Annotated in this window: 25 protein-coding genes; 13 read left to right on the forward strand and 12 right to left on the reverse strand. The window is 72.2% G+C overall.

The annotated features are described in order from the left end of the window. Nucleotides 1-93: 93 nt before the first annotated feature. Both OG534_RS13640 and OG534_RS13645 read right to left on the reverse strand, forming a co-directional pair. Nucleotides 94-1260: an adenylate/guanylate cyclase domain-containing protein gene (locus tag OG534_RS13640; RefSeq protein ID WP_398564885.1), complete on the reverse strand. Its 1167-nt coding sequence runs from the start codon at nucleotides 1258-1260 to the stop codon at nucleotides 94-96. Nucleotides 1261-1479: 219 nt separating this feature from the next. Continuing rightward, a complete protein-coding gene (locus OG534_RS13645) occupies nucleotides 1480-2346 on the reverse strand; it encodes a biotin--[acetyl-CoA-carboxylase] ligase (protein ID WP_326588361.1) in 867 nt (288 codons plus the stop codon). Nucleotides 2347-2477: 131 nt separating this feature from the next. Here OG534_RS13645 and OG534_RS13650 point away from each other — a divergent pair, with 131 nt between their 5' ends. The 4 genes from OG534_RS13650 (at nucleotide 2478) to OG534_RS13665 (ending at nucleotide 5255) form a co-directional block, all read left to right on the forward strand. After that, the gene (locus OG534_RS13650) at nucleotides 2478-4070 is read left to right on the forward strand and encodes an acyl-CoA carboxylase subunit beta (protein WP_326588362.1); all 1593 of its coding nucleotides are present in this window, start codon (nucleotides 2478-2480) and stop codon (nucleotides 4068-4070) included. A 17-nt stretch (nucleotides 4071-4087) separates the two neighbouring features. Beyond that, nucleotides 4088-4297: an acyl-CoA carboxylase epsilon subunit gene (locus OG534_RS13655; protein WP_326588363.1), complete on the forward strand. Its 210-nt coding sequence runs from the start codon at nucleotides 4088-4090 to the stop codon at nucleotides 4295-4297. 119 nt (nucleotides 4298-4416) lie between these two features. Beyond that, on the forward strand, nucleotides 4417-4551 hold the full coding sequence (gene mmpB, locus OG534_RS13660; protein ID WP_266353118.1) for a morphogenic membrane protein MmpB: 135 nt from the start codon (nucleotides 4417-4419) through the stop codon (nucleotides 4549-4551). Nucleotides 4552-4625: 74 nt separating this feature from the next. Then, entirely contained in the window at nucleotides 4626-5255 is a 630-nt protein-coding gene (locus OG534_RS13665) for a nucleoside triphosphate pyrophosphatase (RefSeq protein ID WP_442807083.1), read from the forward strand. On the opposite strand, the gene OG534_RS13670 is transcribed toward OG534_RS13665, so the two are convergent. Next, nucleotides 5236-5709: a hypothetical protein gene (locus OG534_RS13670; RefSeq protein WP_326588365.1), complete on the reverse strand. Its 474-nt coding sequence runs from the start codon at nucleotides 5707-5709 to the stop codon at nucleotides 5236-5238. The two genes, OG534_RS13665 and OG534_RS13670, sit on opposite strands and share 20 nt — an antisense overlap. A 502-nt stretch (nucleotides 5710-6211) precedes the next feature. On the opposite strand from OG534_RS13670, the gene OG534_RS13675 reads away from it, so the two are divergent. Beyond that, entirely contained in the window at nucleotides 6212-7975 is a 1764-nt protein-coding gene (locus OG534_RS13675) for an acetyl/propionyl/methylcrotonyl-CoA carboxylase subunit alpha (RefSeq protein WP_326588366.1), read from the forward strand. Between the two features lie 280 nt (nucleotides 7976-8255). Here OG534_RS13675 and OG534_RS13680 read toward each other — a convergent pair whose 3' ends face one another. Together OG534_RS13680 and OG534_RS13685 are read right to left on the reverse strand one after the other, a co-directional pair. Continuing rightward, the gene (locus OG534_RS13680; RefSeq protein ID WP_326588367.1) at nucleotides 8256-9203 is read right to left on the reverse strand and encodes a DeoR/GlpR family DNA-binding transcription regulator; all 948 of its coding nucleotides are present in this window, start codon (nucleotides 9201-9203) and stop codon (nucleotides 8256-8258) included. A 175-nt stretch (nucleotides 9204-9378) separates the two neighbouring features. After that, a complete protein-coding gene (locus OG534_RS13685; RefSeq protein WP_326588368.1) occupies nucleotides 9379-10818 on the reverse strand; it encodes an NAD(P)H-quinone dehydrogenase in 1440 nt (479 codons plus the stop codon). A gap of 196 nt (nucleotides 10819-11014) precedes the next feature. On the opposite strand from OG534_RS13685, the gene OG534_RS13690 reads away from it, so the two are divergent. From OG534_RS13690 to OG534_RS13700, 3 genes are all read left to right on the forward strand, one after another. Beyond that, nucleotides 11015-11452: a gamma-glutamylcyclotransferase gene (locus OG534_RS13690; protein WP_030290800.1), complete on the forward strand. Its 438-nt coding sequence runs from the start codon at nucleotides 11015-11017 to the stop codon at nucleotides 11450-11452. A 189-nt stretch (nucleotides 11453-11641) separates the two neighbouring features. After that, nucleotides 11642-12448: a purine-nucleoside phosphorylase gene (locus tag OG534_RS13695; RefSeq protein ID WP_326588369.1), complete on the forward strand. Its 807-nt coding sequence runs from the start codon at nucleotides 11642-11644 to the stop codon at nucleotides 12446-12448. 28 nt (nucleotides 12449-12476) lie between these two features. Further along, a complete protein-coding gene (locus OG534_RS13700; RefSeq protein WP_326588370.1) occupies nucleotides 12477-14132 on the forward strand; it encodes a phospho-sugar mutase in 1656 nt (551 codons plus the stop codon). A gap of 246 nt (nucleotides 14133-14378) precedes the next feature. Here the strand turns inward: OG534_RS13700 and OG534_RS13705 are convergent, their stop codons facing one another. The 3 genes from OG534_RS13705 to afsQ1 are packed head-to-tail and all read right to left on the reverse strand — an operon-like array spanning nucleotide 14379 to nucleotide 17165. Beyond that, complete coding sequence (locus tag OG534_RS13705) at nucleotides 14379-15011, reverse strand: hypothetical protein (RefSeq protein ID WP_326588371.1); 633 nt, start codon at nucleotides 15009-15011, stop codon at nucleotides 14379-14381. Next, nucleotides 15004-16434 (reverse strand): sensor histidine kinase, encoded by a 1431-nt coding sequence (locus OG534_RS13710; RefSeq protein WP_326593594.1) that lies wholly within the window; start codon nucleotides 16432-16434, stop codon nucleotides 15004-15006. Before OG534_RS13710 ends, OG534_RS13705 begins: the two co-directional genes overlap by 8 nt. A gap of 53 nt (nucleotides 16435-16487) precedes the next feature. Further along, nucleotides 16488-17165 (reverse strand): two-component system response regulator AfsQ1, encoded by a 678-nt coding sequence (afsQ1, locus tag OG534_RS13715; protein WP_063754818.1) that lies wholly within the window; start codon nucleotides 17163-17165, stop codon nucleotides 16488-16490. 207 nt (nucleotides 17166-17372) lie between these two features. On the opposite strand from afsQ1, the gene OG534_RS13720 reads away from it, so the two are divergent. Next, nucleotides 17373-18068 (forward strand): SigE family RNA polymerase sigma factor, encoded by a 696-nt coding sequence (locus OG534_RS13720; protein WP_326588372.1) that lies wholly within the window; start codon nucleotides 17373-17375, stop codon nucleotides 18066-18068. Between the two features lie 325 nt (nucleotides 18069-18393). On the opposite strand, the gene OG534_RS13725 is transcribed toward OG534_RS13720, so the two are convergent. Beyond that, the gene (locus OG534_RS13725; RefSeq protein ID WP_326588373.1) at nucleotides 18394-19104 is read right to left on the reverse strand and encodes a uridine kinase family protein; all 711 of its coding nucleotides are present in this window, start codon (nucleotides 19102-19104) and stop codon (nucleotides 18394-18396) included. A 51-nt stretch (nucleotides 19105-19155) separates the two neighbouring features. Between OG534_RS13725 and OG534_RS13730 the strand changes: the two genes are divergently transcribed. Next, complete coding sequence (locus OG534_RS13730; protein WP_326588374.1) at nucleotides 19156-19506, forward strand: hypothetical protein; 351 nt, start codon at nucleotides 19156-19158, stop codon at nucleotides 19504-19506. Between the two features lie 62 nt (nucleotides 19507-19568). Here the strand turns inward: OG534_RS13730 and OG534_RS13735 are convergent, their stop codons facing one another. From OG534_RS13735 to deoC, 3 genes are read right to left on the reverse strand one after another with little or no spacing between them, the layout of a single operon-like run. Then, the gene (locus tag OG534_RS13735; RefSeq protein ID WP_326588375.1) at nucleotides 19569-20483 is read right to left on the reverse strand and encodes an aldehyde dehydrogenase family protein; all 915 of its coding nucleotides are present in this window, start codon (nucleotides 20481-20483) and stop codon (nucleotides 19569-19571) included. Then, complete coding sequence (locus OG534_RS13740) at nucleotides 20476-21912, reverse strand: aldehyde dehydrogenase family protein (protein WP_326588376.1); 1437 nt, start codon at nucleotides 21910-21912, stop codon at nucleotides 20476-20478. The genes OG534_RS13735 and OG534_RS13740 overlap by 8 nt, the downstream gene beginning before the upstream one ends. Nucleotides 21913-21917: 5 nt before the next feature. Then, nucleotides 21918-22880, reverse strand: a complete 963-nt coding sequence (gene deoC / locus OG534_RS13745; RefSeq protein ID WP_326593596.1) for a deoxyribose-phosphate aldolase — start codon at nucleotides 22878-22880, stop codon at nucleotides 21918-21920. Nucleotides 22881-23134: 254 nt separating this feature from the next. Between deoC and OG534_RS13750 the strand changes: the two genes are divergently transcribed. From OG534_RS13750 to OG534_RS13760, 3 genes are all read left to right on the forward strand, one after another. Then, on the forward strand, nucleotides 23135-24136 hold the full coding sequence (locus OG534_RS13750; protein WP_326588377.1) for a hypothetical protein: 1002 nt from the start codon (nucleotides 23135-23137) through the stop codon (nucleotides 24134-24136). Nucleotides 24137-24562: 426 nt separating this feature from the next. Further along, on the forward strand, nucleotides 24563-25540 hold the full coding sequence (locus OG534_RS13755) for a hypothetical protein (RefSeq protein WP_326588378.1): 978 nt from the start codon (nucleotides 24563-24565) through the stop codon (nucleotides 25538-25540). Nucleotides 25541-25616: 76 nt separating this feature from the next. Continuing rightward, nucleotides 25617-26243, forward strand: coding sequence for a class F sortase (locus OG534_RS13760; protein ID WP_326588379.1), 627 nt, complete (start codon nucleotides 25617-25619; stop codon nucleotides 26241-26243). The last annotated feature ends 25 nt before the right edge of the window (nucleotides 26244-26268 follow it).

Consider the following 26268-nt stretch of genomic DNA (forward strand, 5'->3'; position numbering starts at 1 on the left):
GCCGGACGGGCTTCCCGGGGCGGGTCGGACGGGCTTCCCGGGGCGGGTCGGACCGTGCTGCCGGGGCGGGTCGGGCCGCGTTGCCGGGGCGGGTCAGGCCGGGTTCTTGGGCTTCCGGCGGGTCAGGGACCAGGGCTCCACGACTCCGAGCCCGCGCACCGGCCGCTGCCACATCGGCTGCAGCGCGAAGCGGTAGGCCGCACCCTCGTCGGGCTCGGTCTCCGCCTCCTTCTCCGACACCGGCGCGGCCTTGGTCCGGGCCAGCTCCTCGGCCATCGCGCCGTCCACCAGCACCGCGTCCTTGGGGGCTATGGACGTCAGCCGGCTGGCCAGGTTCACCGTCGTCCCGAAGACGTCGCCCATCCGGGTCGTCACCGTGCCGAAGGCGATCCCGACCCGCAGCTCGGGCATCTGCGCGTCGAGCTCCATCGTCTCGATGAGCCGCAGCGCGATCTCCGCCGCCGTCGCCGCGTCGTCGGCGCAGTACAGCACCTCGTCGCCGAGCGTCTTGATCAGCCGGCCGCCGTGCGCGGCCACCAGGTCCGCCGCGGTCGTCTCGAAGGACTCGACCAGCTCGCCGAGCTCCTCCTCCTCCAGCCGCCGCGTGAGGCGGGTGAAGCCCACCAGGTCGGCGAAGCCCACCGCGAGGCGCCGGTCGACCATCTCGTCGTCGTCCGCCACCTGCACCACGCGCCCGGTGGCCGCCGCCAGCTGGCGCCGCCACACGTAGACGAGGAACTCCTCCAGCTCGGGCAGCAGCAGCTCCACCAGGGGGTACGTGACCTCCGTACGGGTCATGCCCGGCTCCGGCGGCTCCGTCAGCCCTTCCAGGAACGAGTCGATCTGCCATTCGGCCAGCCGCGCCGTGGTCTGGCCGGTGGACCGCGCCACCTGCACCGCCATCGGCTCGGACAGCAGCCCGGCCTCCACCAGACCGGCGAGCCGGCGCAGGGCCAGCACGTCCGCCTCGGTCAGCGCCTTGGCCTGCCCGATGTCGGCGAAGCCCATGGCCCGCCAGAAACGGGAGGCCAGCTCCATGGACACACCGGCGCTCCGGGCGGCCTGGAACGGCGTGTAGCGGCGCTCGGCGCCGAGGATCAGCTGCTCCAGCCGGATGGCGAGCGGATCCGCCGTCGGCTGGGCCGTGTGATCGACCTCGTGGTGCGGGGTGTGCTGGTCGCGGCCGATCGGGGTGACCGGGCCGGACGCGGAGCCCCCGGCGCCGGCGGACGCGCCGGACGTAGGGTCGTCGACGGTCAAGGGCCGCCTCCTGTCCATTCCGTGCGCACTGCCCTGCCGAACCGGTTGATCACCACGAGCACCGGGATCGCCTAAACCATACGGCAGGTGTGCCGTAGCTCACTCCCCCTCCCCACTTCCCGACCCGCCCGCGGGCCGGGGACCGGGCTCCGGGGCGGGGCCGCGCGACGGGCGCCGCACGCGGCGCCCGCACCGCCCCGGTTCCGTGTCAGTGCCGCGTCAGTGCACGGAACGCAGGTGGACCACGTCCCCGGCGCCCACGGCCTCGTGCTGCCCTTCGGCCGTACGGATGACCAGGCGGCCATCGGCGTCGACCGCTTCGGCCGTTCCGGTGAGGGTGCGCCCGCCCGGGAGCTCCGCGCGGACGTGCCGGCCGAGGGTGGCGCAGCCCGCCGCGTAGGTCTCCTGGAGACCGCTGGCCGCGGGGTCGCCGCCCGACGCGCGCCAGTTCCCGTACCACTCCTCCAGGGAGCGCAGTACGGCCTTCAGCAGGCGCTCGCGGTCGGTCACGGCGGCCTTGGCCAGCACCAGGGATCCCGCGGCCGGCACCGGCAGCTCGTCCTCGGTCAGCGTGACGTTGAGCCCGATCCCGATGACCACGCCGTCCTCGACCCGCTCGGCGAGGATGCCGCCGGTCTTGCGCTCCTCCCCGTCCACACTGACCAGCAGGTCGTTGGGCCACTTGAGGGCGGTGTCCACGCCCGCCGCCCGGGAGAGCCCGGTCGCGGTGGCCACCCCGGCCAGCAGGGTCAGCCACCCCCACCGCTCCTGCGGCACCGCGTCGCCCGGCTTGAGCAGGACGGAGAAGAACAGCCCGGACCGGGCCGGCGCGACCCAGCTCCGGTCGAGCCGGCCGCGCCCGGCGCTCTGCTCCTCGGCGACGAGCACGGCCCCCTCGGGCAGCTGCGGCGCCCGGGCGGCGAGGTCGGTGTTGGTGGACCCGGTCGAGGCGACCACCTCCAGGGAGGTCCACAGCCCGTCACCGGTGACGAGGGCCCGCTGGAGCGCGGCGGCGTTGAGGGGCGGACGGTCCAGGCTCGACCAGCGACCGGCGGAGGCACCTGCTGAGGCATCTGATGGCGTCATGCAAGCCAGGTTAGGTGTGTCAAACGCCGCACTGCCGAGCGCCATGCCCACCGATACGCTACGCACCAGTAGCCAGCAGTAGTCAATCAATTGACCAGGCAGTTGACACCACGCAGGGAGCCGCGACCCCGATGTCACATCCGTCAGAGCCGATCGACATGCACACCACCGCGGGCAAGATCGCGGATCTGCAGCGCCGCATCGACGAGGCCACCCACGCCGGGTCCGCGCGCGCCGTGGAGAAGCAGCACGCCAAGGGCAAGCTGACGGCGCGTGAGCGGGTAGCCCTGCTGCTGGACGAGGGTTCCTTCGTCGAGCTGGACGAGTTCGCCCGGCACCGCTCCACCAGCTTCGGGCTGGAGAAGACCCGCCCCTACGGCGACGGCGTCGTCACCGGCTACGGCACGGTGGACGGCCGCCCGGTGGCCGTGTTCTCGCAGGACTTCACCGTGTTCGGCGGGGCCCTCGGCGAGACCTACGGCCAGAAGATCATGAAGGTCATGGACTTCGCGCTGAAGACCGGCTGCCCGCTCGTCGGCATCAACGACTCCGGTGGCGCCCGCATCCAGGAGGGCGTCAGCGCGCTGGGCATGTACGGCGAGATCTTCCGCCGCAACGTCCACGCCTCGGGCGTGATCCCGCAGATCAGCCTGATCGTCGGGCCCTGCGCGGGCGGCGCCGTGTACTCCCCGGCCATCACCGACTTCACGGTCATGGTCGACCAGACCTCGCACATGTTCATCACCGGCCCCGACGTCATCAAGACGGTCACCGGCGAGGACGTCGGCTTCGAGGAGCTGGGCGGGGCGCGCACGCACAACAGCACGTCCGGCGTCGCGCACCACATGGCGGGCGACGAGAAGGACGCCATCGAGTACGTGAAGTCGCTCCTCGCGTACCTGCCGTCGAACAACCTCTCCGAGCCGCCGGCCTTCCCGGAGGAGGCGGACACCGAGGTCTCCGACGCCGACCGCGAGCTCGACGTGCTGATCCCCGACAGCGCGAACCAGCCGTACGACATGCACACCGTGATCGAGCACGTCCTGGACGACGCGGAGTTCCTGGAGACGCAGTCGCTCTTCGCGCCGAACATCCTCACCGGTTTCGGCCGGGTCGAGGGCCACCCGGTGGGCATCGTCGCCAACCAGCCGATGCAGTTCGCCGGCTGTCTGGACATCAACGCCTCCGAGAAGGCGGCGCGGTTCGTCCGGACCTGCGACGCCTTCAACATCCCGGTGCTGACCTTCGTGGACGTGCCGGGCTTCCTGCCGGGCACGGACCAGGAGTACAACGGAATCATCAGGCGCGGCGCGAAGCTGATCTACGCGTACGCCGAGGCCACCGTTCCCCTGATCACCGTCATCACCCGCAAGGCCTTCGGCGGCGCGTACGACGTCATGGGCTCCAAGCACCTCGGTGCGGACCTGAACCTGGCCTGGCCGACCGCGCAGATCGCCGTCATGGGCGCGCAGGGCGCGGTGAACATCCTGCACCGGCGCACCATCGCGGAGGCCGCTCCGGAGGAGGTGGAGGAGACACGGGCCCGGCTCATCGCCGAGTACGAGGACGCGCTGCTGAACCCGTACACGGCCGCCGAGCGCGGTTACATCGACGCGGTGACCATGCCGTCCGAGACGCGGGCGCACGTGGTGAAGGGGCTGCGGCAGCTGCGCACCAAGCGGGAGTCCCTGCCGCCGAAGAAGCACGGCAACATCCCCCTCTAGCCCTCCAGGAGGTCTCTGTGGTGATCAAGGTCGTCAAGGGCAACCCGACCCCGGAGGAGCTGGCCGCCGCACTGGCGGTGGTCCAAGCGCGCGCGGCGGTGCTGGCCTCGGCACCGTCGGGCGCCCCGCCGGTCACGGACGAGTGGTCGACGCCGGCCCGGGTGGCACGGCGGCGGCTGCCGCAGCCGGGCCCGCGGGCGTGGGGCCGTACGTACTGGCCGGGTTAAGCCGCCCCCCCGGCCCCCGGGCCGTGGGGAAGCCCCCGCCAAAGATGGCGGGAACGGACGGTGGCGCCTGAGTACCCGTACTCAGGCGCCGCACCCGTCCCCGGGGACAGGATCGGACCATGCTCTGGTCCGACCCGAAGAACGAGCCGCCCAAGGACATGCGCGACGCGCAGGCGATGATCCGGCGGCTGACCGTGGTGCTCGCCCTCGCCATGCTCGTGGTGGTGTACGTCCTCGGCGTGGGCCACTTCTAGCCACCCGGGCGCGCCCGGGGCCCCGCCGGGCCGTTCGCGGACCGTCTCCCGAGGGGTCCCGCGCCGCCCCTACGATGGCCACCATGACTGCCACGCCTCAGCCCTCGCACACGCGGGCGCTCGTCCTCGCCTCCGCCTCCCCCGCCCGGCTGAACCTGCTGCGGCAGGCCGGGCTCGCCCCGCACGTGATCGTCAGCGGCTTCGACGAGGACACCCTGAACCACGACGACCCGGCCGCCCTGGCCCTGGCGCTGGCCGAGGCGAAGGCGGCCGTCGTGGCGGGCCTGGACGAGGCCGTCGGCGCCCTGGTGATCGGCTGCGACTCGGTGCTGGACCTGGACGGCGAGGCGCTGGGCAAGCCCGCGGACGCCGAGGAGGCCATCGCGCGCTGGAAGGCGATGCGCGGACGGGCCGGGGTGCTGCGCACCGGGCACTGCGTCATCGACACGAGGGACGGCCGCCAGGTGTCGGCCACGGCGTCCACGACGGTCCGCTTCGGCGAGCCGTCGGACGCGGAGGTCGCGGCGTACGTGGCGAGCGGCGAGCCGCTGCACGTGGCGGGGGCGTTCACCCTGGACGGGCTGTCGGCGCCGTTCATCGACGGCATCGACGGGGATCACGGCAACGTGATCGGGCTGTCCCTGCCGCTGCTGCGCTCCCTGCTCGGCGAACTGGACGTGTCCATCACGGACCTGTGGGCTTGAGCTCCCCGATCGGCGGCGCCGGGGGCTGCGGCGCGTCCCCGCCGCCGTCGCTGCCGCCATCGTCCTGGGCAGCGTAGAGCGTCAGGATCAGGACCAGGAGGCACAGGATCAGCGTCGTCGCCGCGAAGGCGGGCCAGCCGACCAGGACGACGGCGAGGACGCCGAGCACTCCGTGGGTGACGGCGGCCGAGACGAACACGATGCGGGCGAAGCGGCCCGGGGGCCGGTCACCGAGCGCGACGATGGCGGCGAACACGGCGCACAGCACGAGGAAGGCGCCCATGCCCACCCCCATGCCGTAAGTCGCCTTGGACATGACATCCGGATCGCTGCCCGCGATGGACATCGACTGGTTCGCCGTGGTCGTGCCCAGCACGATGTGCACGAGCACGAGTACGGCCGCCTCCGCGACAAGCACGATCGCGGCCAGTCCGGCCACGAGTCTTCGCAGCACGACGTCCCCACCCCCCACGCGTCACAAGCCTGTTCGACGCCTGGAGGCTACTAACGGGTAGGGCGGTGGGCAAGGGATCCGTCCACCCCGGTTCGACGGACCCGTCCGCACGACACGCCCGGCGCCCTCGCCGCCCGCCTGGGCCGTCGCGGGCCGCAACGCTGTGGGTACGGTGTTGTCCCGTGTTCGCCCCGTGGGACGGCGGTGCTGCCAATCAGTAAACAAGGGGACAACTCCTCGCACCCCGGCAAAGAAAATGTGGGCCGTTCGTAGGGACTCGACAAAGAATCACCCGGGGCCGCTGACCGGGGGGACAGAGACCTTGGATACATGACGGGGTTACTGTGCAGTCGGGGATCCCCCTGACCTGGGGCGCCACAAGGGTTCTCCGGTAGAGCGGGCCTCGCATCACACTCTGTGTGGGCAAGGTCACCACCGGGGAAGGGTCGAAAGGCCGTGTGGGCTGTCCCTAAACTCAGCTTGTTTCAAGGAGGGAGCCATCGTGCGCAAGGTGCTCATCGCCAACCGTGGCGAAATCGCTGTCCGCGTTGCTCGGGCCTGCCGGGACGCCGGGATCGCGAGCGTAGCCGTCTACGCCGATCCGGACCGGGACGCTCTGCACGTCCGCGCGGCAGACGAAGCTTTCGCGTTGGGCGGTGACACCCCGGCCGCCAGCTACCTGGACATCTCCAAGGTCCTGCAGGCGGCAGCCGACTCCGGTGCGGACGCCATCCATCCCGGATACGGCTTCCTCTCCGAGAACGCCGAATTCGCCCAGGCCGTGATCGACGCCGGCCTGACCTGGATCGGTCCGCCGCCGCAGGCCATCCGCGACCTCGGCGACAAGGTGGCCGCCCGCCACATCGCCCAGCGCGCCGGTGCCCCGCTGGTCGCCGGTACGGCGGACCCGGTCTCCGGGGCCGACGAGGTCGTCGCCTTCGCCAAGGAGCACGGCCTGCCGATCGCGATCAAGGCCGCCTTCGGCGGTGGCGGTCGCGGCCTGAAGGTCGCCCGCACCCTCGAAGAGGTGCCGGAGCTCTACGACTCCGCCGTCCGCGAGGCCGTCGCCGCCTTCGGCCGCGGCGAGTGCTTCGTCGAGCGCTACCTCGACAAGCCCCGCCACGTCGAGACCCAGTGCCTGGCCGACTCCCACGGCAACGTCGTCGTCGTGTCGACCCGTGACTGCTCGCTCCAGCGCCGCCACCAGAAGCTCGTGGAGGAGGCCCCGGCGCCGTTCCTGAGCGACGCTCAGAACGCGGAGCTGTACGCCGCCTCCAAGGCCATCCTGAAGGAAGCCGGCTACGTCGGCGCCGGCACCGTCGAGTTCCTCGTCGCCGCCGACGGCCTCATCTCCTTCCTCGAGGTCAACACCCGCCTCCAGGTCGAGCACCCGGTCACCGAAGAGGTCGCCGGCATCGACCTGGTCCGCGAGATGTTCCGCATCGCCGACGGCGAGGAGCTCGGCTACGGCGACCCGGTCCTGCGCGGTCACTCGATCGAGTTCCGCATCAACGGCGAGGACCCGGGCCGCGGCTTCCTGCCCGCGCCCGGCACCGTCACCAAGTTCTCCGCGCCGACCGGCCCCGGCGTCCGCCTGGACGCGGGCGTCGAGTCCGGCTCGGTCATCGGCCCGGCCTGGGACTCCCTGCTGGCCAAGCTGATCGTCACCGGCGCCACCCGCGAGCAGGCCCTCCAGCGGGCCGCCCGCGCGCTCGCCGAGTTCGAGATCGAGGGCATGGCCACGGCCATCCCCTTCCACCGCGCGGTCGTCGCCGACCCGGCGTTCGCCCCGACCGACGGCAGCCCCTTCACGATCTTCACCCGCTGGATCGAGACCGAGTTCGTCAACGACATCCCGGCCTTCGCGGCTCCCGCCGCCGAGGACACCGAGGACGAGCCGGGCCGCGAGACGGTGGTCGTCGAGGTCGGCGGCAAGCGCCTGGAGGTCTCGCTGCCGTCGTCCCTGGGCATGACCCTGGCCCGCACGGCCGCCGCGGGCGGCGCCAAGCCGAAGCGCCGCGCGGCCAAGAAGACCGGCCCGGCCGCCTCCGGCGACACCCTCGCGTCCCCGATGCAGGGCACGATCGTCAAGGTCGCGGTCGAGGAGGGCCAGCAGGTCAACGAGGGCGACCTGGTCGTGGTCCTGGAGGCCATGAAGATGGAGCAGCCGCTCAACGCGCACCGCTCCGGCACGGTCGTCGGCCTCGCCGCCGAAGTAGGCGCCTCGGTCACCTCGGGCGCCGCCATCTGCGAGATCAAGGACTGACGTCCTCGGACATGCGAAGGCCCCGCCCGGTTCACGAACCGGTCGGGGCCTTCGCAATTCCAACGGGCCGGACCACCCAGCCAAGCCACACCAATCCAGCCCCGCCGGGCCCCATCCAGCCCCGCCGGGCCTCATCCAGCCCCGCCGGCGTTTGAGGCGCGGGGTCCGGGGCGGAGCCCCGTTCTTTCAGCCGCGCCGGCGTCTGAGGCGCTCTTTCAGCCCCGCCGGCGTTTGAGGCGCGGGGGGCCGGGGGCAGCGCCCCCGCGGCCGGCCCGCAGGGCTAGCGCCGCCGCATGTCCGCGACCCGCGCCCGCTCCGCCTGCTGCTCCAGCATCCCGCCGGGCGCACTGCGCAACTGGGCCGTCGGCCCACCCCGCCTCTGCACCGGCAACGGCGACTCACGGCGCGGCCGCCGCCCCACCATGCCGTCCCCGCCGGAGGCCACCGCACCGCCGGCCACCGTGATCTGCACGCCCTGGTCCGCCAGCGCCTGCAGCTCCGTGGCCGCCCGGTCGTCGTGCGGCGGCGGCTCGTCCGTCACCAGCCGCGTCATCACGTCGGTCGGCACGGTCTGGAACATGGTGTCGGTGCCGAGCTTCGTGTGGTCGGCCAGCACCACCACCTCCGCCGCCGCCTGCACCAGCGCCCGGTCCACGCTCGCGGAGAGCATGTTGGACGTGGACAGCCCGCGCTCGGCGGTCAGACCGCTCCCCGACAGGAAGGCCCGGGACACCCGCAGCCCCTGGAGGGACTGCTCGGCTCCGCTTCCCACGAGGGCGTAGTTGGACCCGCGCAGGGTGCCGCCGGTCATCACCACTTCCACCCGGTTCGCATGGGCCAGGGCCTGGGCGACGAGCAGCGAGTTGGTGACGACGGTCAGTCCGGGCACGCGGGCGAGCCGACGGGCCAGCTCCTGCGTCGTGGTGCCCGCGCCGACGACCACGGCCTCGCCCTCTTCCACGAGGCCGGCCGCGACATCGGCAATGGCGGTCTTCTCCGCCGTCGCGAGATGGGACTTTTGCGGAAAGCCGGACTCCCGCGTGAAACCGCCCGGCAAGACCGCACCGCCGTGTCGGCGGTCGAGGAGTCCTTCTGCCTCCAGTGCCCGCACGTCCCGCCGTACGGTCACTTCGGAGGTCTGGACGACGCGGGCGAGCTCCCGGAGCGATACCGCTCCGTTGGCCCGCACCATTTCGAGGATCAATTGGCGACGTTCTGCAGCGAACACGAAACTGACAGTAACCCCAACGACCGTCTGCTTTCAGCTCTTTGCGCCGGAATACCGAAGTTGTCCATAAGGCGGGGCGACTAGTGGTATACGCAGGACGAGACTTGGGTGAACGTCTCCCCACGGAACAGCGCCCCGCCCCAAACCCCTTACGAAGTGCGGCGGTTAGCGGAACTCAGCCTTCCTCGCCGGCCTTGCGCGTGTGCAGCTGGCGCGCCACCTCGGCGATCGAGCCCGACAGGGAGGGGTACACGGTGAACGCGTTTGCGATCTGCTCGACCGTCAGGTTGTTGTCCACGGCGATCGAGATGGGGTGGATGAGCTCGCTCGCGCGCGGGGAGACGACCACGCCGCCGACGACGATGCCGGTGCCCGGGCGGCAGAACATCTTCACGAAGCCGTCCCGGATGCCCTGCATCTTCGCGCGCGGGTTGCGCAGCAGCGGGAGCTTCACCACGCGGGCGTCGATCTTGCCGGCGTCCACGTCCGCCTGGGTGTAGCCGACGGTGGCGATCTCGGGGTCGGTGAAGACGTTCGAGGACACCGTCTTCAGGTTCAGCGGGGCCACCGCGTCGCCGAGGAAGTGGTACATCGCGATGCGTCCCTGCATCGCCGCGACCGACGCGAGCGCGAACACGCCCGTGACGTCACCGGCGGCGTACACGCCGGGCGCCGAGGTCCTCGACACCTTGTCGGTCCAGATGTGCCCGGAGTCCTTGAGCCGGACGCCGGACTCCTCCAGGTTCATGTTCCTGGTGTTCGGGATCGCGCCGACCGCCATCAGGCAGTGCGTTCCGGTCAGGACGCGCCCGTCGGAGAGGGTGACCTCGACCCGGTCGCCCACCCGTTTGGCGGACTCCGCGCGGGAGCGGCCGACGACGTTCATGCCGCGGCGCCGGAAGACGTCCTCCAGCACGGCGGCCGCGTCGGGGTCCTCGCCCGGCAGCACGCGGTCGCGGGAGGACACGAGGGTCACCCGGGAGCCGAGGGCCTGGTACGCACCCGCGAACTCGGCGCCGGTGACGCCGGAACCGACCACGATCAGCTCCTCCGGGAGCTCGTCGAGGTCGTAGACCTGGGTCCAGTTCAGGATCCGCTCGCCGTCGGGCATCGCGTCCGGGATCTCGCGCGGGGTGCCGCCTGTGGCGATCAGCACGGCGTCCGCGGTCAGGATCGTCTCGGATCCGTCGGCGGCGGTGACGATGACGTCCCGGGTCCCGTCGATGCCCTGCGGCCCGCCGAGCTTGCCGCGGCCGCGCACCACGCGGGCGCCGGCCCGGGTGACGGAGGCGGTGATGTCATGCGACTGGGCGAGTGCGAGGCGCTTGACTCGCCGGTTCACCTTGCCGAGGTCCACGCCGACGACGCGCGCGGCCTGCTCGATGTGCGGGGTGTCGTCCGCGACGACGATGCCGAGCTCCTCGTACGAGGAGTCGAAGGTCGTCATCACCTCTGCGGTCGCGATCAGGGTCTTGGACGGCACGCAGTCGGTCAGGACCGAGGCCCCGCCCAGACCGTCGCAGTCCACGACGGTCACCTCCGCGCCGAGCTGGGCCCCTACCAGCGCTGCCTCATAGCCGCCGGGTCCGCCGCCGATGATCACGATCCGGGTCACGAAAAGTCCGCCTCACGTCTACCCGGCCGGCTGCCGCCCCGGCCGTGTTCCGGGGGGTCTCCCCGGGGGATGCATTCCGTGCCCCATTGTCCCGCACGCTTCAAGGTGCTTCGCGCCCGGTCCCGCGACGGGACTCCTTCCGGGTTACGGCCGCCGGGCACGCGGCGACGGCCACCCCTCCCGTACCCTCGACCTCATGTCGCTCTACGCCGCGTACGCCGGCAACCTCGACCCGCGGCTGATGACGCGCCGCGCCCCCCATTCGCCGCTGCGCGGAACGGGCTGGATCAACGACTGGCGGCTGACCTTCGGCGGCGAGCAGATGGGCTGGGAGGGCGCCCTCGCCACCATCGTGGAAGCGCCGCGCCACCAGGTCTTCGTCGCCCTGTACGACATCGCGCCGCTGGACGAGGACTCGATGGACCGCTGGGAGGGCGTCGGCCTCGACATCTACCGCCGCATGCGGATCCGGGTCCACACCCTGGACGGCGAAGAGGCCGCCTGGTGCTACGTCCTGAACGGCTACGAGGGCGGCCTGCCCTCGGCCCGCTATCTGGGCGAGCTCGCCGACGCCGCCGAGTCCGCGGGCGCCCCGCACGACTACGTGATGGAACTCCGCAAGCGCCCCTGCTGAGCCCGATCCACCCGCGCCGGCCTCTCAGGCGCGGGGTCCCGGGCCGGACCCGGCCACGGCGCCGCACCCGTCCCGCAGGCCCGTCCCGCACCGCCCGGGACATTTGGTCGGAAACGACAAGGCAACGATCCGAACACCGTGAGCTGTGCCATCTACGCGCGTAGGCCGGAAGAGGTTACGCTCGTCCGCGTGAACGCATCTGTTACCGACCCCTTTGCCGCCGCCGACGCCGCAGCCGCCCGCCTGCGCGAGCTGACCGGCGTCGAATCCCACGATGTCGCGCTCGTCATGGGCTCCGGCTGGGCCCCCGCCGCGGAGGCGCTCGGCGCCCCCGAGTTCGAGTTCCCCGTCACCGAGCTGCCCGGCTTCCCGCCGCCCGCAGTCGAGGGCCACGGCGGCAAGATCCGCTCGTACAAGATCGGCGACAAGCGTGCGCTGCTCTTCCTCGGCCGGACCCACTACTACGAGGGCCGCGGCGTCGCCGCCGTCGCCCACGGCGTGCGCACCGCCGTCGCCGCCGGCTGCAAGACCGTGGTCCTCACCAACGGCTGTGGCGGCCTGCGCGAGGGCATGAAGCCCGGCCAGCCCGTGCTGATCAGCGACCACCTCAACCTGACGGCCACCTCGCCGATCGTCGGCGCCAACTTCGTGGACCTGACGAACCTGTACTCGCCCACGCTGCGCGCGATGTGCAAGGAGATCGACCCGAGCCTGGAAGAGGGCGTCTACGTCCAGTTCCCCGGCCCGCACTACGAGACCCCGGCCGAGATCAACATGATCCGCGTCATGGGCGCCGACCTGGTCGGCATGTCCACCGTGCTGGAGGCCATCGCGGCCCGTGAGGCCGGCGCCGACGTGCTCGGGATCTCCCTGGTCACCAACCTGGCGGCGGGCCTGTCCGGCGAGCCGCTGAACCACGAAGAGGTCCTCCAGGCCGGCCGCGACTCGGCCGCCCGCATGGGCACGCTGCTGACGCAGGTCCTCGCCCGCATCTGATCGACGTACGAGAGGTAAGGCGGAAGCAGTGCAGGAACAGGACGACCTGATCACCCGGGCCCAGGCCTGGCTGGCGGAGGACCCCGACCCCGAGACGGCGGCCGAGCTCGCCGCGCTCGTCGAGGCGGGCGACACCGCGGAACTCGCGGACCGTTTCTCCGGCACCCTGCAGTTCGGCACCGCCGGACTGCGCGGTGAGATCGGTGCGGGCCCGATGCGGATGAACCGCAGCGTGGTCATCCGGGCCGCGGCAGGCCTCGCGGCCTACCTGAAGGCCCAGGGCCACGCCGGCGGCCTGGTCGTCGTCGGCTACGACGCCCGCTACAAGTCGGCGGACTTCGCCCGCGACACCGCGGCCGTCATGACCGGCGCCGGACTGCGCGCGGCCGTCCTGCCCCGCCCGCTGCCGACGCCCGTCCTCGCGTACGCCATAAGGCACCTGGGTGCCGTCGCCGGCGTCGAGGTGACCGCGAGCCACAACCCTCCCCGGGACAACGGCTACAAGGTCTACCTCGGCGACGGCTCGCAGATCGTCTCCCCGGCCGACGGGGAGATCGCGGCGGAGATCGCCCGGGTCGACACGCTCGCCTCGGTCCCCCGTCCGGAGTCCGGCTGGGAGGACCTCGGCGACGAGGTCCTGGAGGCCTACCTGGCCCGTACGGACGCCGTCCTGACTCCCGGGTCCCCCCGGGGCGTGCGGACCGTCTACACGGCCATGCACGGCGTCGGGAAGGACGTCGTCATGGCGGCCTTCGCCCGGGCCGGCTTCCCGGCCCCGGTCCTGGTCGCCGAGCAGGCCGAGCCGGACCCCGCCTTCCCGACGGTCGCCTTCCCCAACCCGGAGGAGCCGGGCGCGATGGACCTGGCCTTCGTGAAGGCCGCCGAGGTCAACCCGGACATCGTGATCGCGAACGACCCGGACGCCGACCGCTGCGCGGTGGCCGTCCCGGACGACGCGTCCCCCTCCGGCTGGCGGATGCTGCGCGGCGACGAGGTCGGCGCGCTGCTCGCGGAGCACCTGGTGGCCAAGGGCGCGCAGGGCGTCTTCGCGGAGTCCATCGTCTCCTCCAGCCTCCTGGGCCGGATCGCGGAGGCGGCGGGCGTCGGCTACGAGGAGACCCTCACCGGCTTCAAGTGGATCTCCCGCGTCGAGGGCCTGCGCTACGGCTACGAGGAGGCGCTCGGCTACTGCGTGGACCCCGAGGGCGTCCGCGACAAGGACGGCGTCACCGCCGCCCTGCTGGTGGCCGAGCTGGCCTCGGTGCTCAAGGAGCAGGGCCGCACCCTGACCGACCTGCTGGACGACCTGGCGATGGCCCACGGCCTGCACGCCACGGACCAGCTGTCGGTCCGCGTCTCCGACCTGTCGGTGATCGCCTCGGCGATGGCCGCGCTGCGGGCGGAGCCGCCGGTGTCGCTGGCGGGCCTGCGGGTCGTCTCGGCGGAGGACCTCGCGGTCGGCTCGGCCGCGCTGCCGCCGACGGACGGCCTGCGCTACTACCTGGACGGCGACTACAAGGCCCGGGTGATCGTCCGCCCGTCGGGCACGGAGCCGAAGCTGAAGTGCTACCTGGAGGTGGTGGTCCCGGTTCCCGAGGCCTCCGACCTCGTCCCGGCCCGCGCGCGCGGCCAGGAGATCCTGGACGCGATCAAGAAGGACCTCGCGGCCGCGGCCGGCATCTGATTTTTCGACGCGCCCCCCGCACCCGTCGGCCCCCTGAGCCCCGTCCGGCCCAGGGGGCCGTCGCCGTATCCGGGCCCCTGCGGGGCCGTCCCCCGGGCTCCGCCCGGACGCGCCTCAAACGCCGGAGGGGCTGGATATGTGCAGCCGAGGCTGCGCAAATCCAGCCCCGCCGGCGTTTGAGGCGATCTTTCAGCCCCGCCGGCGATTGAGGCGCGGGGTCTGGGGCAGCGCCCCGGCAGCGGAGCGTCAGGAGGACGTCGGGCGGACGATTTCGCCCAGGGTCGGCACCGACTCCGGCCGCGCGCGCACAGCGTCAGTGCACTCCCACGCCCGCGGCGGATCCTCGTCCGGCCCGCCCAGGACCACCGGCCCCGGCCCCGCCGACACCGCCTCGCTGCCGGCAAGCGTGCACACGATCTGCGACAGCGCCACCGGCGGCAGGTCCTCCGGCTTGCGGCTGAGCCGCACCGTGCCCGCCGGGTCACCGGCCCGCGGCGAGCCCGCCGTCAGCCCGGCCGGCACCCCGGTCGTGAAGCCGGCGTCCCGCTCCTCCGTGGTCGGCGTCCGCTCCAGCGCCTCGAGCAGTGCCTGCGCAACCAGGGCCACGGGGTCCCGTACGAGCTTCTTCTCGGGCACCGGAACCACTCGCTCCACGCCCACCAGCTCCGATCCGCAGACCAGTTCCAGCGTGGCCCGGAAGCCCTGCACGCCGTTCTGCGTGCCCGGCTTCTCCGGGGTGTCGCACGACACCCGCGACGGCGCCGCGCCCACGTCCACCGGCACGGTCGTCGCCCTGATCCCGCAGCCCGACGTGGCGAGCAGCGTGATCGCGACGATCGGGACCACCACCGCCGGCACCACCGGCAGAGCCCTACGCATCCACGTCACCCGCGATCACCCTCCCCACGTCCACCGGCAGCCGCAGCGTGAACAGCGCCCCGCCGCCCGGCCCGTTGGCGGCGGTGATGTCGCCTCCGTGGATGTGCGCGTTCTCCATGGCGATCGACAGGCCCAGCCCGCTCCCGTCGGACTTCGGCCGCGACGCGCTCGCCTTGTAGAACCGGTCGAAGACGTGCGGCAGGACCTCCTCGGGGATGCCCGGCCCGTTGTCCTGGACCGCGATCACCAGCCACTCCCCGTCCACGGTCACCGACACCCGCACCGGCGAGCCGCCGTGCTTGAGCGCGTTGCCGATGAGGTTGGCGAGGATGACGTCGAGGCGGCGCGGGTCGAGCCGGGCCACGATGTCCCGCTCGGCGTCGAGTTCGACGGCGTCGAGCCAGGCGCGCGCGTCGATGCAGGACGTGACCTGGTCGGCGACGTTCACGTCGTCCAGCACCAGCCGGGCCGTTCCCGCGTCGAAGCGGGTGACCTCCATCAGGTTCTCCACCAGGTCGTTCAGTCGCCGCGTCTCGCTGACGACCAGCGCCACCGCCGGTGCGATCATCGGATCGAGGTCGTCGACCTCTTCCTCCAGCACCTCGGCCACCGCCGTCAGCGCGGTCAGCGGCGTCCGCAGTTCGTGCGACATGTCCGCGACGAAGCGCCGGCTCGACTCCTCGCGCGCGCTCATGTCGGCGACTTTCTTCTCCAGCGCCTCGGCCGTCTTGTTGAAGGTGTGCGACAGGTCGGCGAGTTCGTCCGTGCCCGACACCTCCAGCCGGTGGTCCAGCTCGCCTTCGCCGAGCCGCCGCGCCGCGTCCCCGAGCCGCTGCACGGGCTTGAGCACGGTACGGGCCGCGGCCTGCGCCAGCAGCGCGGAGCCGAGCAGCGCGAGGCCGGTCGCGATCGTCAGCGACCAGGCGAGCGCGTTCAGGTCGTCCCGCTCCTGCGCGAGCGACTTGTACATGTATCCGGTCAGCCCGCCGCCCACGATCCGCGTCCCGCCGACCAGGTACGGGTTGCCGCGCGGCTTCGTGCGCTGCCAGTACATGTGGTACTCGGAGTCGTTCGCCGCGGTCGTCTTCTGACGGTCGTTCACCGCCTTCTGCAGGGACTGCGGTACGTCGGCCAGCCCGAAGGAGTCGGGCCCGGCCGCGCCGAAGAGCAGGCGGTCGTCCTTGCCCGCCTGCACCAGCAGCACGCTGTACCCGGGGCTGCTGCCCGCCATCAGCTCTGCGGTGCGCTGCAGCTCCTCCGCCGTCGGTTCGGCGGGCAGGGCGGCGGCACGGTTCTGCATCTCCTGCCGGAAGTCGCCGAGGGCGGCGTCCTGGGTGCGGGTGAGCACCGCCTCCCGGTTGAGCCAGTAGGCGATCCCTGACGCGGAGACCGCGGCCGTCAGCGCGACCAGCGCGAAGACCATGAGGAGTCGCAGCCGCAGGCTGGTCCAGCGCCGGCCCGCGAGCAACGCCCGGATCACTGCGGGGAGTCCAGGCGGTAGCCGACGCCGCGGACCGTACGGATCAGGGTGGGCGACGACGGCACGTCCTCGACCTTGGCGCGCAGCCGCTGCACGCAGGCGTCGACGAGCCGCGAGTCGCCGAGGTAGTCGTGCTCCCAGACCAGGCGCAGCAGCTGCTGGCGCGACAGCGCCTGCCCGGGCCGGCGGCTCAGTTCGAGCAGCAGCCGCAGCTCGGTCGGGGTGAGCTGGAGGTCCTCGCCGTTCTTCGTCACCGTCATGGCGGCGCGGTCGATGACGAGGGAGCCGAAGCTCGCGGAATCGCTCGACTCGCGCTCGCCGCGGCGCAGTACGGCACGGATGCGGGCGTCGAGGACGCGGCCCTGGACGGGCTTGACCACGTAGTCGTCGGCCCCGGACTCCAGGCCGACCACCACGTCGATGTCATCGCTGCGCGCGGTGAGCAGGATGATCGGCAGCTGATCGGTGCGGCGGATCCTCCGGCACACCTCGAAACCGTCGATCCCGGGCAGCATGACGTCCAGCACGATCAGATCCGGCCGCTGCTCGCGCAGCAGTTTCAGGCCGTCCTCGCCCGTCGCCGCAGTGGCCACACGGTGGCCCTGGCGAGACAGGGAGAGTTCGAGGGCCGTGCGGATGGCGTCGTCGTCCTCGATCAGCAACAGGAAAGGCACGGGCTCATTCTGTCCCATCGGCCGACGGGAGTTCGACCGATGGGAGGACACGATCCTGCGGGTCTCCCGCCGACGTCCTGCAGGAAGGCGCTGTGACAGGGCTGTGACAGTCGACGGACACCCCGGTTAAGTCGGCGGGGCAATCTTCTATCAACGCACAACGGACAACGGACCGAAGCAGACACACTCCACGACGGGGGGCGCGAGATGAACACGCTGCACAGCACCACCACCAGCGCGGTTGTCACGCGGCTGCACGATGTGAACCGCCGGGCGGGTGTCCGTACGGTGGCGGTCGCCCGCCCCCGGCCGGCCCACGTCGTAGCCATTGACGCAAACCAGTACCAGGCGGTTCCCGCCCAGCAGAGCCCCTCCTCCACGTCCGAGGCGGAGTTCACCGCGTACGTCCGGGAGCGGCGGGCCGCGCTGTACGCGACGGCCTTCCACCTCACCGGCGACCGCTACGAGGCCGAGGACCTGCTGCAGAGCGCGCTGTTCTCCACGTACCGCGCCTGGGACCGGATCAGCGACAAGGCGGCCGTAGGCGGCTACCTGCGTCGCACCATGACCAACCTGCACATCAGCGCGTGGCGCCGGCGGAAGCTGAACGAGTACCCGACGGAGGAGCTGCCGGAGACGGCCTCCGACACGGACGCGATGCGCGGTACGGAGCTGCGGGCGGTGCTGTGGCAGGCGCTGACCCGGATCCCGGAGCCGCAGCGCACGATGCTGGTGCTGCGCTATTACGAGGGCCGCACGGACCCGGAGATCGCCGAGATCCTCGGGATCAGCGTCGGCACGGTGAAGTCCAGCATCTGGCGCTCGCTGCGCCGCCTGCGGGAGGACGAGGCGCTGAGCTTCGGCCGCGACGAGGCGGAGTCCTTCGAGGAGCTCGTCGCCTGACGGCGGCGCACACAGACCATCGGGCCAGGGGGCCCGTCCTACGGGGGTGGGGCGGGGGTCGCGGGGGGAAGAGGCGGGATCAAGCGGCCGGGGGTCCGCCTGATCCCGCCTTTTCGCGTCCGCGGGTTCAGCAGGTCACGGGGCCGGCCGGGGCTTGGCCCCAGCACCCCTACGGCGCTCCGCGCCCGCGCCTCGATCTCCCCCAGCTACCGCTGGGAGGTGCCCCCTGGCGGGGCTGAAGAACCCGGCCCCGCCGGCACAATCCAGCCCCTCCGGCGTTTGAGGAGCGGGGTCTGGGGCGGAGCCCCGGCAGCGGCGCGGCCTGCTACGCGGGGGCCGTGGTGCGGTGGCGGCCGGCCGCGGCGGCGGCCAGGCGGCCGAGGGCCTCGTCGCGGCCGCAGGCGTGCGCGCCCAGCGCGGTGTGCCGGGCCACGATGCCCCGCTCGGCCCGCATCAGGCGAAAGCCCCTGCGCAGCAGGAAGAGGACCGACTTGCGGCCCTCCCGCAGGTCCCGCACCAGCCGCCGGCGGAACGTCGTCGACGGCCGGCCCCGCAGGCAGATCGCGTCGGCCAGCAGCCCGAGCTCCTGGCAGCGCACCGCTATGTCGGCGGCGAAGATCCCCTCCGCGATGAACAGCGGGGTCCGCGGCGACCGCGCGATGTCCAGGGCCTCGGTCCCGGTCCGCGAGGAGGTGGCGATGTCGTAGACCGGCACCCGGGTCCGACCCGTCGCGCACAGCTCCGCGATCGCGGCGACCGCCGCGTCCGCGTCCCAGGACAGCGGCGAGTCCCAGTCGATGTCGGAGCTGCCGTCGACCAGCGGAAGGGTGGGGTCCTCGTGCTCCTTGTAGAAGTCGTCGAGGCGCAGCACGGGCAGCCCTGAGCGGGCGGCCAGCGAAGATTTTCCGGAGCCCGACGGACCGGTCAGCAGGACGACTCGGGTCGGCGAAGGAGAGGAAGAGCTCACGGGACACCAGTCTGAACCATTCCCCCGGGTAGGGGATCCTCCCGGTGACCGGTTGGTGTCCAGGAACACACCTCAACTACGCTGCGTGCGCACGCGACTACGACCACAGGCGGGATCCCCATGGCACGTCACGCAGCCCCTTCCGCACCGAACCGGCTCCGCACCGCGGGCCTGACCCTCTCGATGGCCGGCGCCGCGCTGGCGCTGTCCGCGGGGGGCGCCCAGGCGAGCGAACTCGATGTCCCGGCGGCGCTGGCCGGGGTCACCGACCCGATCGCGAACCTCAAGGTGAACCCCCTCGCCCACACCGGCGTGGACCCGTTGGACAACGGCGTGGCCACCAAGGTCGCGGACTTCCCGTCCGTCGGCACCGGCATGGTCACCGGCATCCTGACCCAGGGCCCCTCCGTCGGCGAGCTGCCCACCGCCGCCGTCTCCTCGCTGCTCGGGCCGGTGCTCCCCCGGCCGTAGGCACGAAAAGGCCCCGACAGCGCGGGGGACGCTGCCGGGGCCGGTCTCGCAGGGGGCCGGTCCTAGTAGGACGAGCCGCCCGCGCCCAGCGACCCCGTGGGGTGCCAGACCGTCTTGGTCTCCAGGAACGCCGTCATGCGCGACGTGCCCGGGTCCGTGCTCCAGTCGTCCACAGGCTGTGGACGCAGGACGCGCTTGAGGTTGTCGGCCGCCGCGATCTCCAGCTCCGTGGCCAGCGCCGCATCGGCTCCGGCCAGGTCGATCGCGTTGACGTCCTGGTGGGACGCCAGGTGCGGGCCCATCTCGCCGGCCTTGCCGGACAGGATGTTGACCACGCCGCCGGGCAGGTCGGAGGTGGCCAGCACCTCGCCCAGGGAGAGGGCGGGGAGCGGGGACTTCTCCGAGGCGATCACGACGACGGTGTTGCCCGTCGCGATGACCGGGGCGACCACCGAGACCAGGCCCAGGAAGGACGAGTCCTGGGGGGCCACGACGGTGACCACGCCGGTGGGCTCGGGGGTGGAGAGGTTGAAGAACGGGCCCGCGACCGGGTTGGCCCCGCCCACGATCTGGCCGATCTTGTCGGTCCAGCCCGCGTACCAGACCCAGCGGTCGATGGTCGCGTCCACGACGGCGGCGGCCTTCGGCTTGGACAGGCCCTCGGCCTCGCCGACCTCGCGGACGAACTGCTCCCGGCGGCCCTCCAGCATCTCGGCGACGCGGTAGAGGATCTGGCCGCGGTTGTACGCGGTGGCGCCCGACCAGCCGCCGAACGCCTTGCGCGCGGCGACGACCGCGTCACGCGCGTCCTTGCGGGAGGACAGGGGGGCGTTGGCCAGCCACTTGCCCTTGCCCCCGCCCGATGTCTTGGCGCTCACCTCGTACACCCGGCCGCTCTCGGAGCGGGGGAACTTGCCCCCGACGTACAGCTTGTAGGTCTTGAAGACGCTCAGACGCGTCGACGACGACTCAGACATCGAGGTAGCCCTCCAGGCCGTGACGGCCGCCTTCGCGCCCGAAGCCCGACTCCTTGTAGCCGCCGAAGGGCGAGGTCGGGTCGAACTTGTTGAACGTGTTGGCCCAGACGACTCCGGCGCGGAGCTGGTTCGCGACCGCGAGGATGCGCGAGCCCTTCTCCGTCCAGATGCCGGCGGACAGGCCGTACTGGCTGTTGTTGGCCTTGGCGACGGCCTCGTCGGGCGTGCGGAAGGTCAGCACGGACAGCACCGGGCCGAAGATCTCGTCGCGGGCGACGGTGTGCGCCTGGGTGACGTTGGTGAAGAGCGTCGGGGCGAACCAGTAGCCGGCGGACGGCAGCTCGCACGCCGGGGACCAGCGCTCGGCGCCCTCGGCCTCGCCGGTCTCCGCGAGCGCGGTGATCCGGGCGAGCTGCTCGGCGGAGTTGATCGCGCCGATGTCGGTGTTCTTGTCGAGCGGGTCGCCGAGGCGGAGGGTCGACAGGCGGCGCTTGAGGCTGTCCAGCAGCTCGTCGTGGATCGACTCCTGGACCAGGAGGCGGGAGCCCGCGCAGCAGACCTGGCCCTGGTTGAAGAAGATGCCGTTGACGATGCCCTCGACGGCCTGGTCGATGGGGGCGTCGTCGAAGACGATGTTGGCGCCCTTGCCGCCCAGCTCCAGGGTGACCTTCTTGTCGGTGCCGGCGACGTGGCGGGCGATCTTCTTGCCCACGGCCGTCGAGCCGGTGAAGGCGACCTTGTTGACGTCCGGGTGCTCGACGAGGGCCGCGCCCGCGTCGCCGTACCCGGTGAGGATGTTGACGACGCCCTTGGGCAGGCCCGCCTGGCGGCAGATGTCCGCGAAGAACAGCGCCGAGAGGGGGGTCGTCTCGGCGGGCTTCAGCACGACCGTGTTGCCGGTGGCGAGCGCCGGGGCGATCTTCCACGCGAGCATCAGGAGCGGGAAGTTCCACGGGATGACCTGGCCGGCCACGCCGAGCGGGCGCGGGTTCGCGCCGTAGCCCGCGTGGTCGAGCTTGTCGGCCCAGCCCGCGTAGTAGAAGAAGTGGGCGGCGACCAGCGGGAGGTCCGCGTCGCGGGTCTCCTTGATCGGCTTGCCGTTGTCCAGGGTCTCCAGGACGGCGAGCTCGCGGCTGCGCTCCTGGATGATCCGGGCGATGCGGAAGAGGTACTTGGCGCGCTCGGAGCCGGGCAGCGCGGACCACTTCTCGAAGGCCTTGCGGGCGGCCTTGACGGCGCGGTCGACATCGGCGGCGCCCGCCTGGGCGATCTCGGCCAGGACCTCTTCGCTGCTCGGCGAGACGGTCTTGAAGACCTTGCCGTCGGCGGCGTCGGTGAACTCGCCGTCGATGAAGAGCCCGTAGGAGGGGGCGATGTCGACGACCGAGCGGGACTCGGGAGCCGGTGCGTACTCGAATACAGATGCCATGGTGATCAGTCCACCGTCACGTAGTCGGGACCGGAGTAACGGCCGGTGCTCAGCTTCTGGCGCTGCATCAACAGGTCGTTGAGCAGGCTGGAGGCGCCGAAGCGGAACCAGTGGTTGCTCAGCCAGTCCTCGCCTGCGGTCTCGTTGACCAGGACCAGGAACTTGATCGCGTCCTTGGTGGTGCGGATGCCGCCGGCCGGCTTCACGCCGATCTGGATTCCAGTCTGCGCGCGGAAGTCGCGTACGGCCTCGAGCATGAGCAGCGTGTTCGCGGGGGTGGCGTTGACGCCCACCTTGCCGGTCGACGTCTTGATGAAGTCGGCGCCCGCGAGCATGCCGATCCAGGAGGCGCGGCGGATGTTGTCGTAGGTCGACAGCTCGCCGGTCTCGAAGATGACCTTGAGGCGGGCCGCGGTGCCGTCGGGGCGGACGCAGGCCTCCTTGATGGCCTTGATCAGCTCGTACGTCTCCAGGTAGCGGCCGGCGAGGAAGGCGCCACGGTCGATGACCATGTCGATCTCGTCGGCGCCGGCGGCGACGGCGTCACGGGTGTCCGCGAGCTTGATCGGCAGCGCGGCGCGGCCGGCCGGGAAGGCGGTCGCGACGGAGGCGATCTTGACGTCGGCGCCGTTCAGCGCGGCCTTGGCGGTGGCCACCATGTCGGGGTAGACGCAGACCGCGGCGGTCATGGGCGTCGTGCGGTCGGTCGGATCGGGGTTGACGGCCTTGGCGGAGAGCGCCCGGACCTTGCCCGGGGTGTCCGCGCCTTCCAGCGTCGTCAGGTCGATCATCGAGATGGCCAGGTCGATGGCGTACGCCTTGGCCGTCGTCTTGATCGAACGGGTGCCGAGGGAGGCCGCGCGGGCCTCCAGTCCGACTGCGTCGACGCCGGGCAGCCCGTGCAGGAAGCGGCGCAGCGCACTGTCGGACGTCGTCACGTCAGCGAATGCGGTGAGGGTGGTGGGCATGGTCACCAGATGAGCATATCTACGCGCGTAGCGACCTGTCACCCCCTCCCCCCGATTCACGCCGATTCGCTGCGGAATCGACACCTCCGCCTGCTGTTACGCGGCCATGACAGGAGGCGGATCATCCACCCGCACAAGATCAATAGATTTCTTCCCAGCAGCCCGCCAGAAGCTCACCCGGACGAAAACCCGAAGAGAAAAACGCGGCATGCGGCTCTCCTCCACCTTCCGAGACCTTGCTTCCAGGAGTCGTTATGCGTACCGCCCTCCGTGCCTCCCTCGCCACCGCCGTCCTCGCCGGTGCGCTCCTCACCCCCGCCGCGGGCGCCGCGTACGCCGCCACGACCACCGTCCCGCAGGCTGCGACGGTCGCCCCGGAGAACGCCCCCGACCGCTTCGCCGGCACCCCGGTCCACATCGGTGAGGGCCTGGTCGCGGTGCTGCGCCACGAGGCGGAGGGCCCGGAGGCCTGGATCCGCGTCGTCGGACCGGACTGGAAGCCGGGCGAGAACTACATGTTCCGCGTCCTGACCGTGCTGGACCGCATGAACATCACCGACACCGCGAACGGTCTGGACGTGGAGATCACCAAGGTGAACTCGGCCGCCCCCGTCCTCACGGTGACCAAGGCCGGCGTCACCAAGTCCTTCCCGATGCCGCTGTCCGAGGCGGGCCGGACCCACGGCGCCCGGTGCGTCTCCTCGACCAAGCGGCTCGGTCTGGACGGGACGCTGGTCGCCGACCTGACGACGACGCCCGACGGGCCGCAGGTGCAGCTGGTGGACGGGGTCACCAAGGATCCCTACAAGAAGCTGACCCGTACCGGCCCCGCGCTGGCGAAGGGCGACCTGACCGTCGCCCGCATCCTGAACCCGAGCTCGGCCGACCCGTCCTTCGAGTACGCGACCCCCGGCCAGGCCGACCCCTTCGAGACCGCGCTCTTCCCGGAGCTCCCCAAGGGCTGCACGTTCACCTACTCCTTCACGGACGAGGCCCCGACGCCGAAGCCGTCGGCCACGCCGTCCGCCCGGCCCACCGCCCCCGCGGCCGCCGCCACCGGCACCGGCAGCGCCCCGAAGGCGCAGACGGCCGGCCAGACGACCGTCGTCCCCAAGGGCGGGGTCGCCGCGGGCGCCGAGCTCACCGAGGACCGGGACGACTCCACGACCGCCCTGGCCGGCGCCGGTCTCGTCGCGATCCTCGCGGGCCTCGGAACGGCCCTGCTGGTCCGCCGCCGCGCGGACGCCCGGCGCTGACCCCGCCCCGCTCCCTCGCCTCCCTCCGGCGGGCCGCCTTCGCGGTGGCCCGCCGCAGGGCGTTCGCGGACCACCGGCCACGGCCCGCCGACGGCACCGCCGAAGTGCCCTGCGCGGCCGGCGGGGACAGGATGGGCTGGTACGCCGAAAGCGTGACGCCGGGCCAGACCGATCCGGCCGTGTCGACGGGCCGCCTCGGCCCCTTCCGCTTCCCTGGCGGATCCGCCGGGGAAGCGGCACTTCCATTCCGACACGCGTTCGCCCGTTACAGGGCCATGACAGGAGGCGGATCCTCCGGCCGAACAAGATTCGTAACTTTGAACTCAGCAGCCCGCCACACCTGACCCGGCCGAAAGAGACCGAACAGACTCGACGCGGCATGCGACTCTCCTCCGCCTTCTCGCCGACCACGCCCATGGAGTCGTTATGCGTACCGCCCTCGCCCTCCGCACCTCGATCGTCACCGCCGCCCTCACGGGCGCGCTGCTCATACCGGCCGCCGGCTCCGCGTTCGCCGCACCGGCCACCGCCGCGGTTCAGACCGCCGCAGGGCAGACCGTCGCGGCCTCCGACAACGACCGTTACGAAGGCGAGCCCGTCTACATCGGCGAGGGCCTGGTCGCGGTGCTGCGCAACAAGGCCGAGGGCCCGGAGGCCTGGATCCGCGCGGTCGGCCCCGACTGGAAGCCCGGCGACACCTACATGGTCCGGGTCGTGACGAAGCTGGACCGGACGCTGCCCCACGACACGGCCAACGGCCTGTCGCTCGAACTCACCAAGGCCGCGACCGCCCACCCCGTGCTCGTCGTCACCGCCAAGAACGGGAGCACCAAGTCCTACCCGCTCCCCGCGGGGCAGGCCAGCACGGACTGCAGGGTGGGGCCGAAGGGGCAGCCCATGGGCGCGGGCGTGCGGGCCGAGCTGTACGTCACCGAGAACGGCCCGAAGGCGGTCCTCTTCCACTCCGGCGACGATCGCGGCTGGACCACCCTGGACCGCACCCACCCCGCGCTGCCCGACTCGGAGGGCATCATCGCCCGGATCGTGAACCCCAGCAGCGCCACACCCGTTTTCGAGTGGAAGACCCAGGGCGGCCACAGCGAGATCGGCCGGGCCCCGTTCCCCGCGTTTCCCAAGGGGTGCAAGCCGAGCTACGAGTTCACCGGAACCGTGCCGGTCGTGAAGCCCACGGCCCCCGCCCCCGCCCCGGCGAAGCCGCAGACCGTCGGCCAGACGGCCGTGGTACCGAAGGGCCCGGTGGCCGCGGGCGCCGAACTCCCGGTCGCGGCGGCCGAGGACACCGACAAGGCCGCCACCTGGGCGGCCGGCGTCGGCCTGATGGCCGCCTTCGGGGCCCTGGGCGCCAGCGTGCACCTGCGCCGTCGCCGCGACTCCCGGGGCTGACACCCCACCACCTCCTGCCCTCCCCCGGCGGGCCGCCGTCCCGGCGGCCCGCCGCACCCGTCTCCGGAGCACCCCCATGGCCCACCGCGTACGCCCGCTGCTCGCCGCCGTCCTCCTCACGGCCGCCCTGACCGGCTGCGGTGCGGCCGGCGCCGCCGCGCCCGCACCGCCCGTGGCCGCCGCCGCCTCGCCCGCCCCGCCCTCCGTCACGCCCACCACCGCACCCGCCGCCCCGGCGAAGGCCGCCCCGCTGCCCGCGTCCGCGCCCGTACGCGTACGGATCCCCGCGGCCGGGGTGGACGCCTCGCCGGTGCTGGAGCTCGGCCTGGCCGCCGACGGCACCGTCGAGGTGCCCTCCGTGGCCGACGGGGACAAGATCGGCTGGTACACCAAGGGCGTGACGCCCGGCGAGACCGGTCCGGCCGTGCTGATCGGCCACTTCGACACCGCGCGCGGCCCGGCCGTGCTCAAGGACGTCTCGCGCGTGCGCACCGGCGAGGACATCACGGTCTCCCGGGCGGACGGCACCACCGCCGTCTTCCGCGTCCGCGAGCTGGAGCAGGTGGACAAGAAGGACTTCCCGACCGCCAAGGTCTACGGGGACACCACGCGTCCGGAGCTGCGCGTGATCACCTGCGGCGGCGAGATCACGGACGGCCACCGGCCCGACAACATCATCTTGTATGCCGATCTCGTGGGCTGAGACGGCGTGGGGCAGAATCGACCCC

Origin of the sequence: Streptomyces sp. NBC_01294 (assembly GCF_035917235.1) — a bacterium.
Taxonomy (GTDB): domain Bacteria; phylum Actinomycetota; class Actinomycetes; order Streptomycetales; family Streptomycetaceae; genus Streptomyces; species Streptomyces caledonius.

Excerpts from the sequence above, each read along its gene's own strand:
- OG534_RS13730 (WP_326588374.1), top strand. The coding sequence starts at position 19,156 with ATGGCACGTCACGCAGCCCCTTCCGCACCGAACCGGCTCCGCACCGCG.
- OG534_RS13690 (WP_030290800.1), top strand. The coding sequence starts at position 11,015 with ATGTCGCTCTACGCCGCGTACGCCGGCAACCTCGACCCGCGGCTGATG.
- OG534_RS13650 (WP_326588362.1), top strand. The coding sequence starts at position 2,478 with ATGTCACATCCGTCAGAGCCGATCGACATGCACACCACCGCGGGCAAG.
- OG534_RS13740 (WP_326588376.1), bottom strand. The coding sequence starts at position 21,912 with ATGGCATCTGTATTCGAGTACGCACCGGCTCCCGAGTCCCGCTCGGTC.
- OG534_RS13710 (WP_326593594.1), bottom strand. The coding sequence starts at position 16,434 with ATGGTCTTCGCGCTGGTCGCGCTGACGGCCGCGGTCTCCGCGTCAGGG.
- deoC (WP_326593596.1), bottom strand. The coding sequence starts at position 22,880 with ATGCCCACCACCCTCACCGCATTCGCTGACGTGACGACGTCCGACAGT.
- OG534_RS13705 (WP_326588371.1), bottom strand. The coding sequence starts at position 15,011 with ATGCGTAGGGCTCTGCCGGTGGTGCCGGCGGTGGTGGTCCCGATCGTC.
- OG534_RS13645 (WP_326588361.1), bottom strand. The coding sequence starts at position 2,346 with ATGACGCCATCAGATGCCTCAGCAGGTGCCTCCGCCGGTCGCTGGTCG.
- OG534_RS13720 (WP_326588372.1), top strand. The coding sequence starts at position 17,373 with ATGAACACGCTGCACAGCACCACCACCAGCGCGGTTGTCACGCGGCTG.
- OG534_RS13760 (WP_326588379.1), top strand. The coding sequence starts at position 25,617 with ATGGCCCACCGCGTACGCCCGCTGCTCGCCGCCGTCCTCCTCACGGCC.
- OG534_RS13755 (WP_326588378.1), top strand. The coding sequence starts at position 24,563 with ATGCGTACCGCCCTCGCCCTCCGCACCTCGATCGTCACCGCCGCCCTC.
- mmpB (WP_266353118.1), top strand. The coding sequence starts at position 4,417 with ATGCTCTGGTCCGACCCGAAGAACGAGCCGCCCAAGGACATGCGCGAC.
- OG534_RS13665 (WP_442807083.1), top strand. The coding sequence starts at position 4,626 with ATGGCCACCATGACTGCCACGCCTCAGCCCTCGCACACGCGGGCGCTC.
- OG534_RS13735 (WP_326588375.1), bottom strand. The coding sequence starts at position 20,483 with ATGTCTGAGTCGTCGTCGACGCGTCTGAGCGTCTTCAAGACCTACAAG.
- OG534_RS13750 (WP_326588377.1), top strand. The coding sequence starts at position 23,135 with ATGCGTACCGCCCTCCGTGCCTCCCTCGCCACCGCCGTCCTCGCCGGT.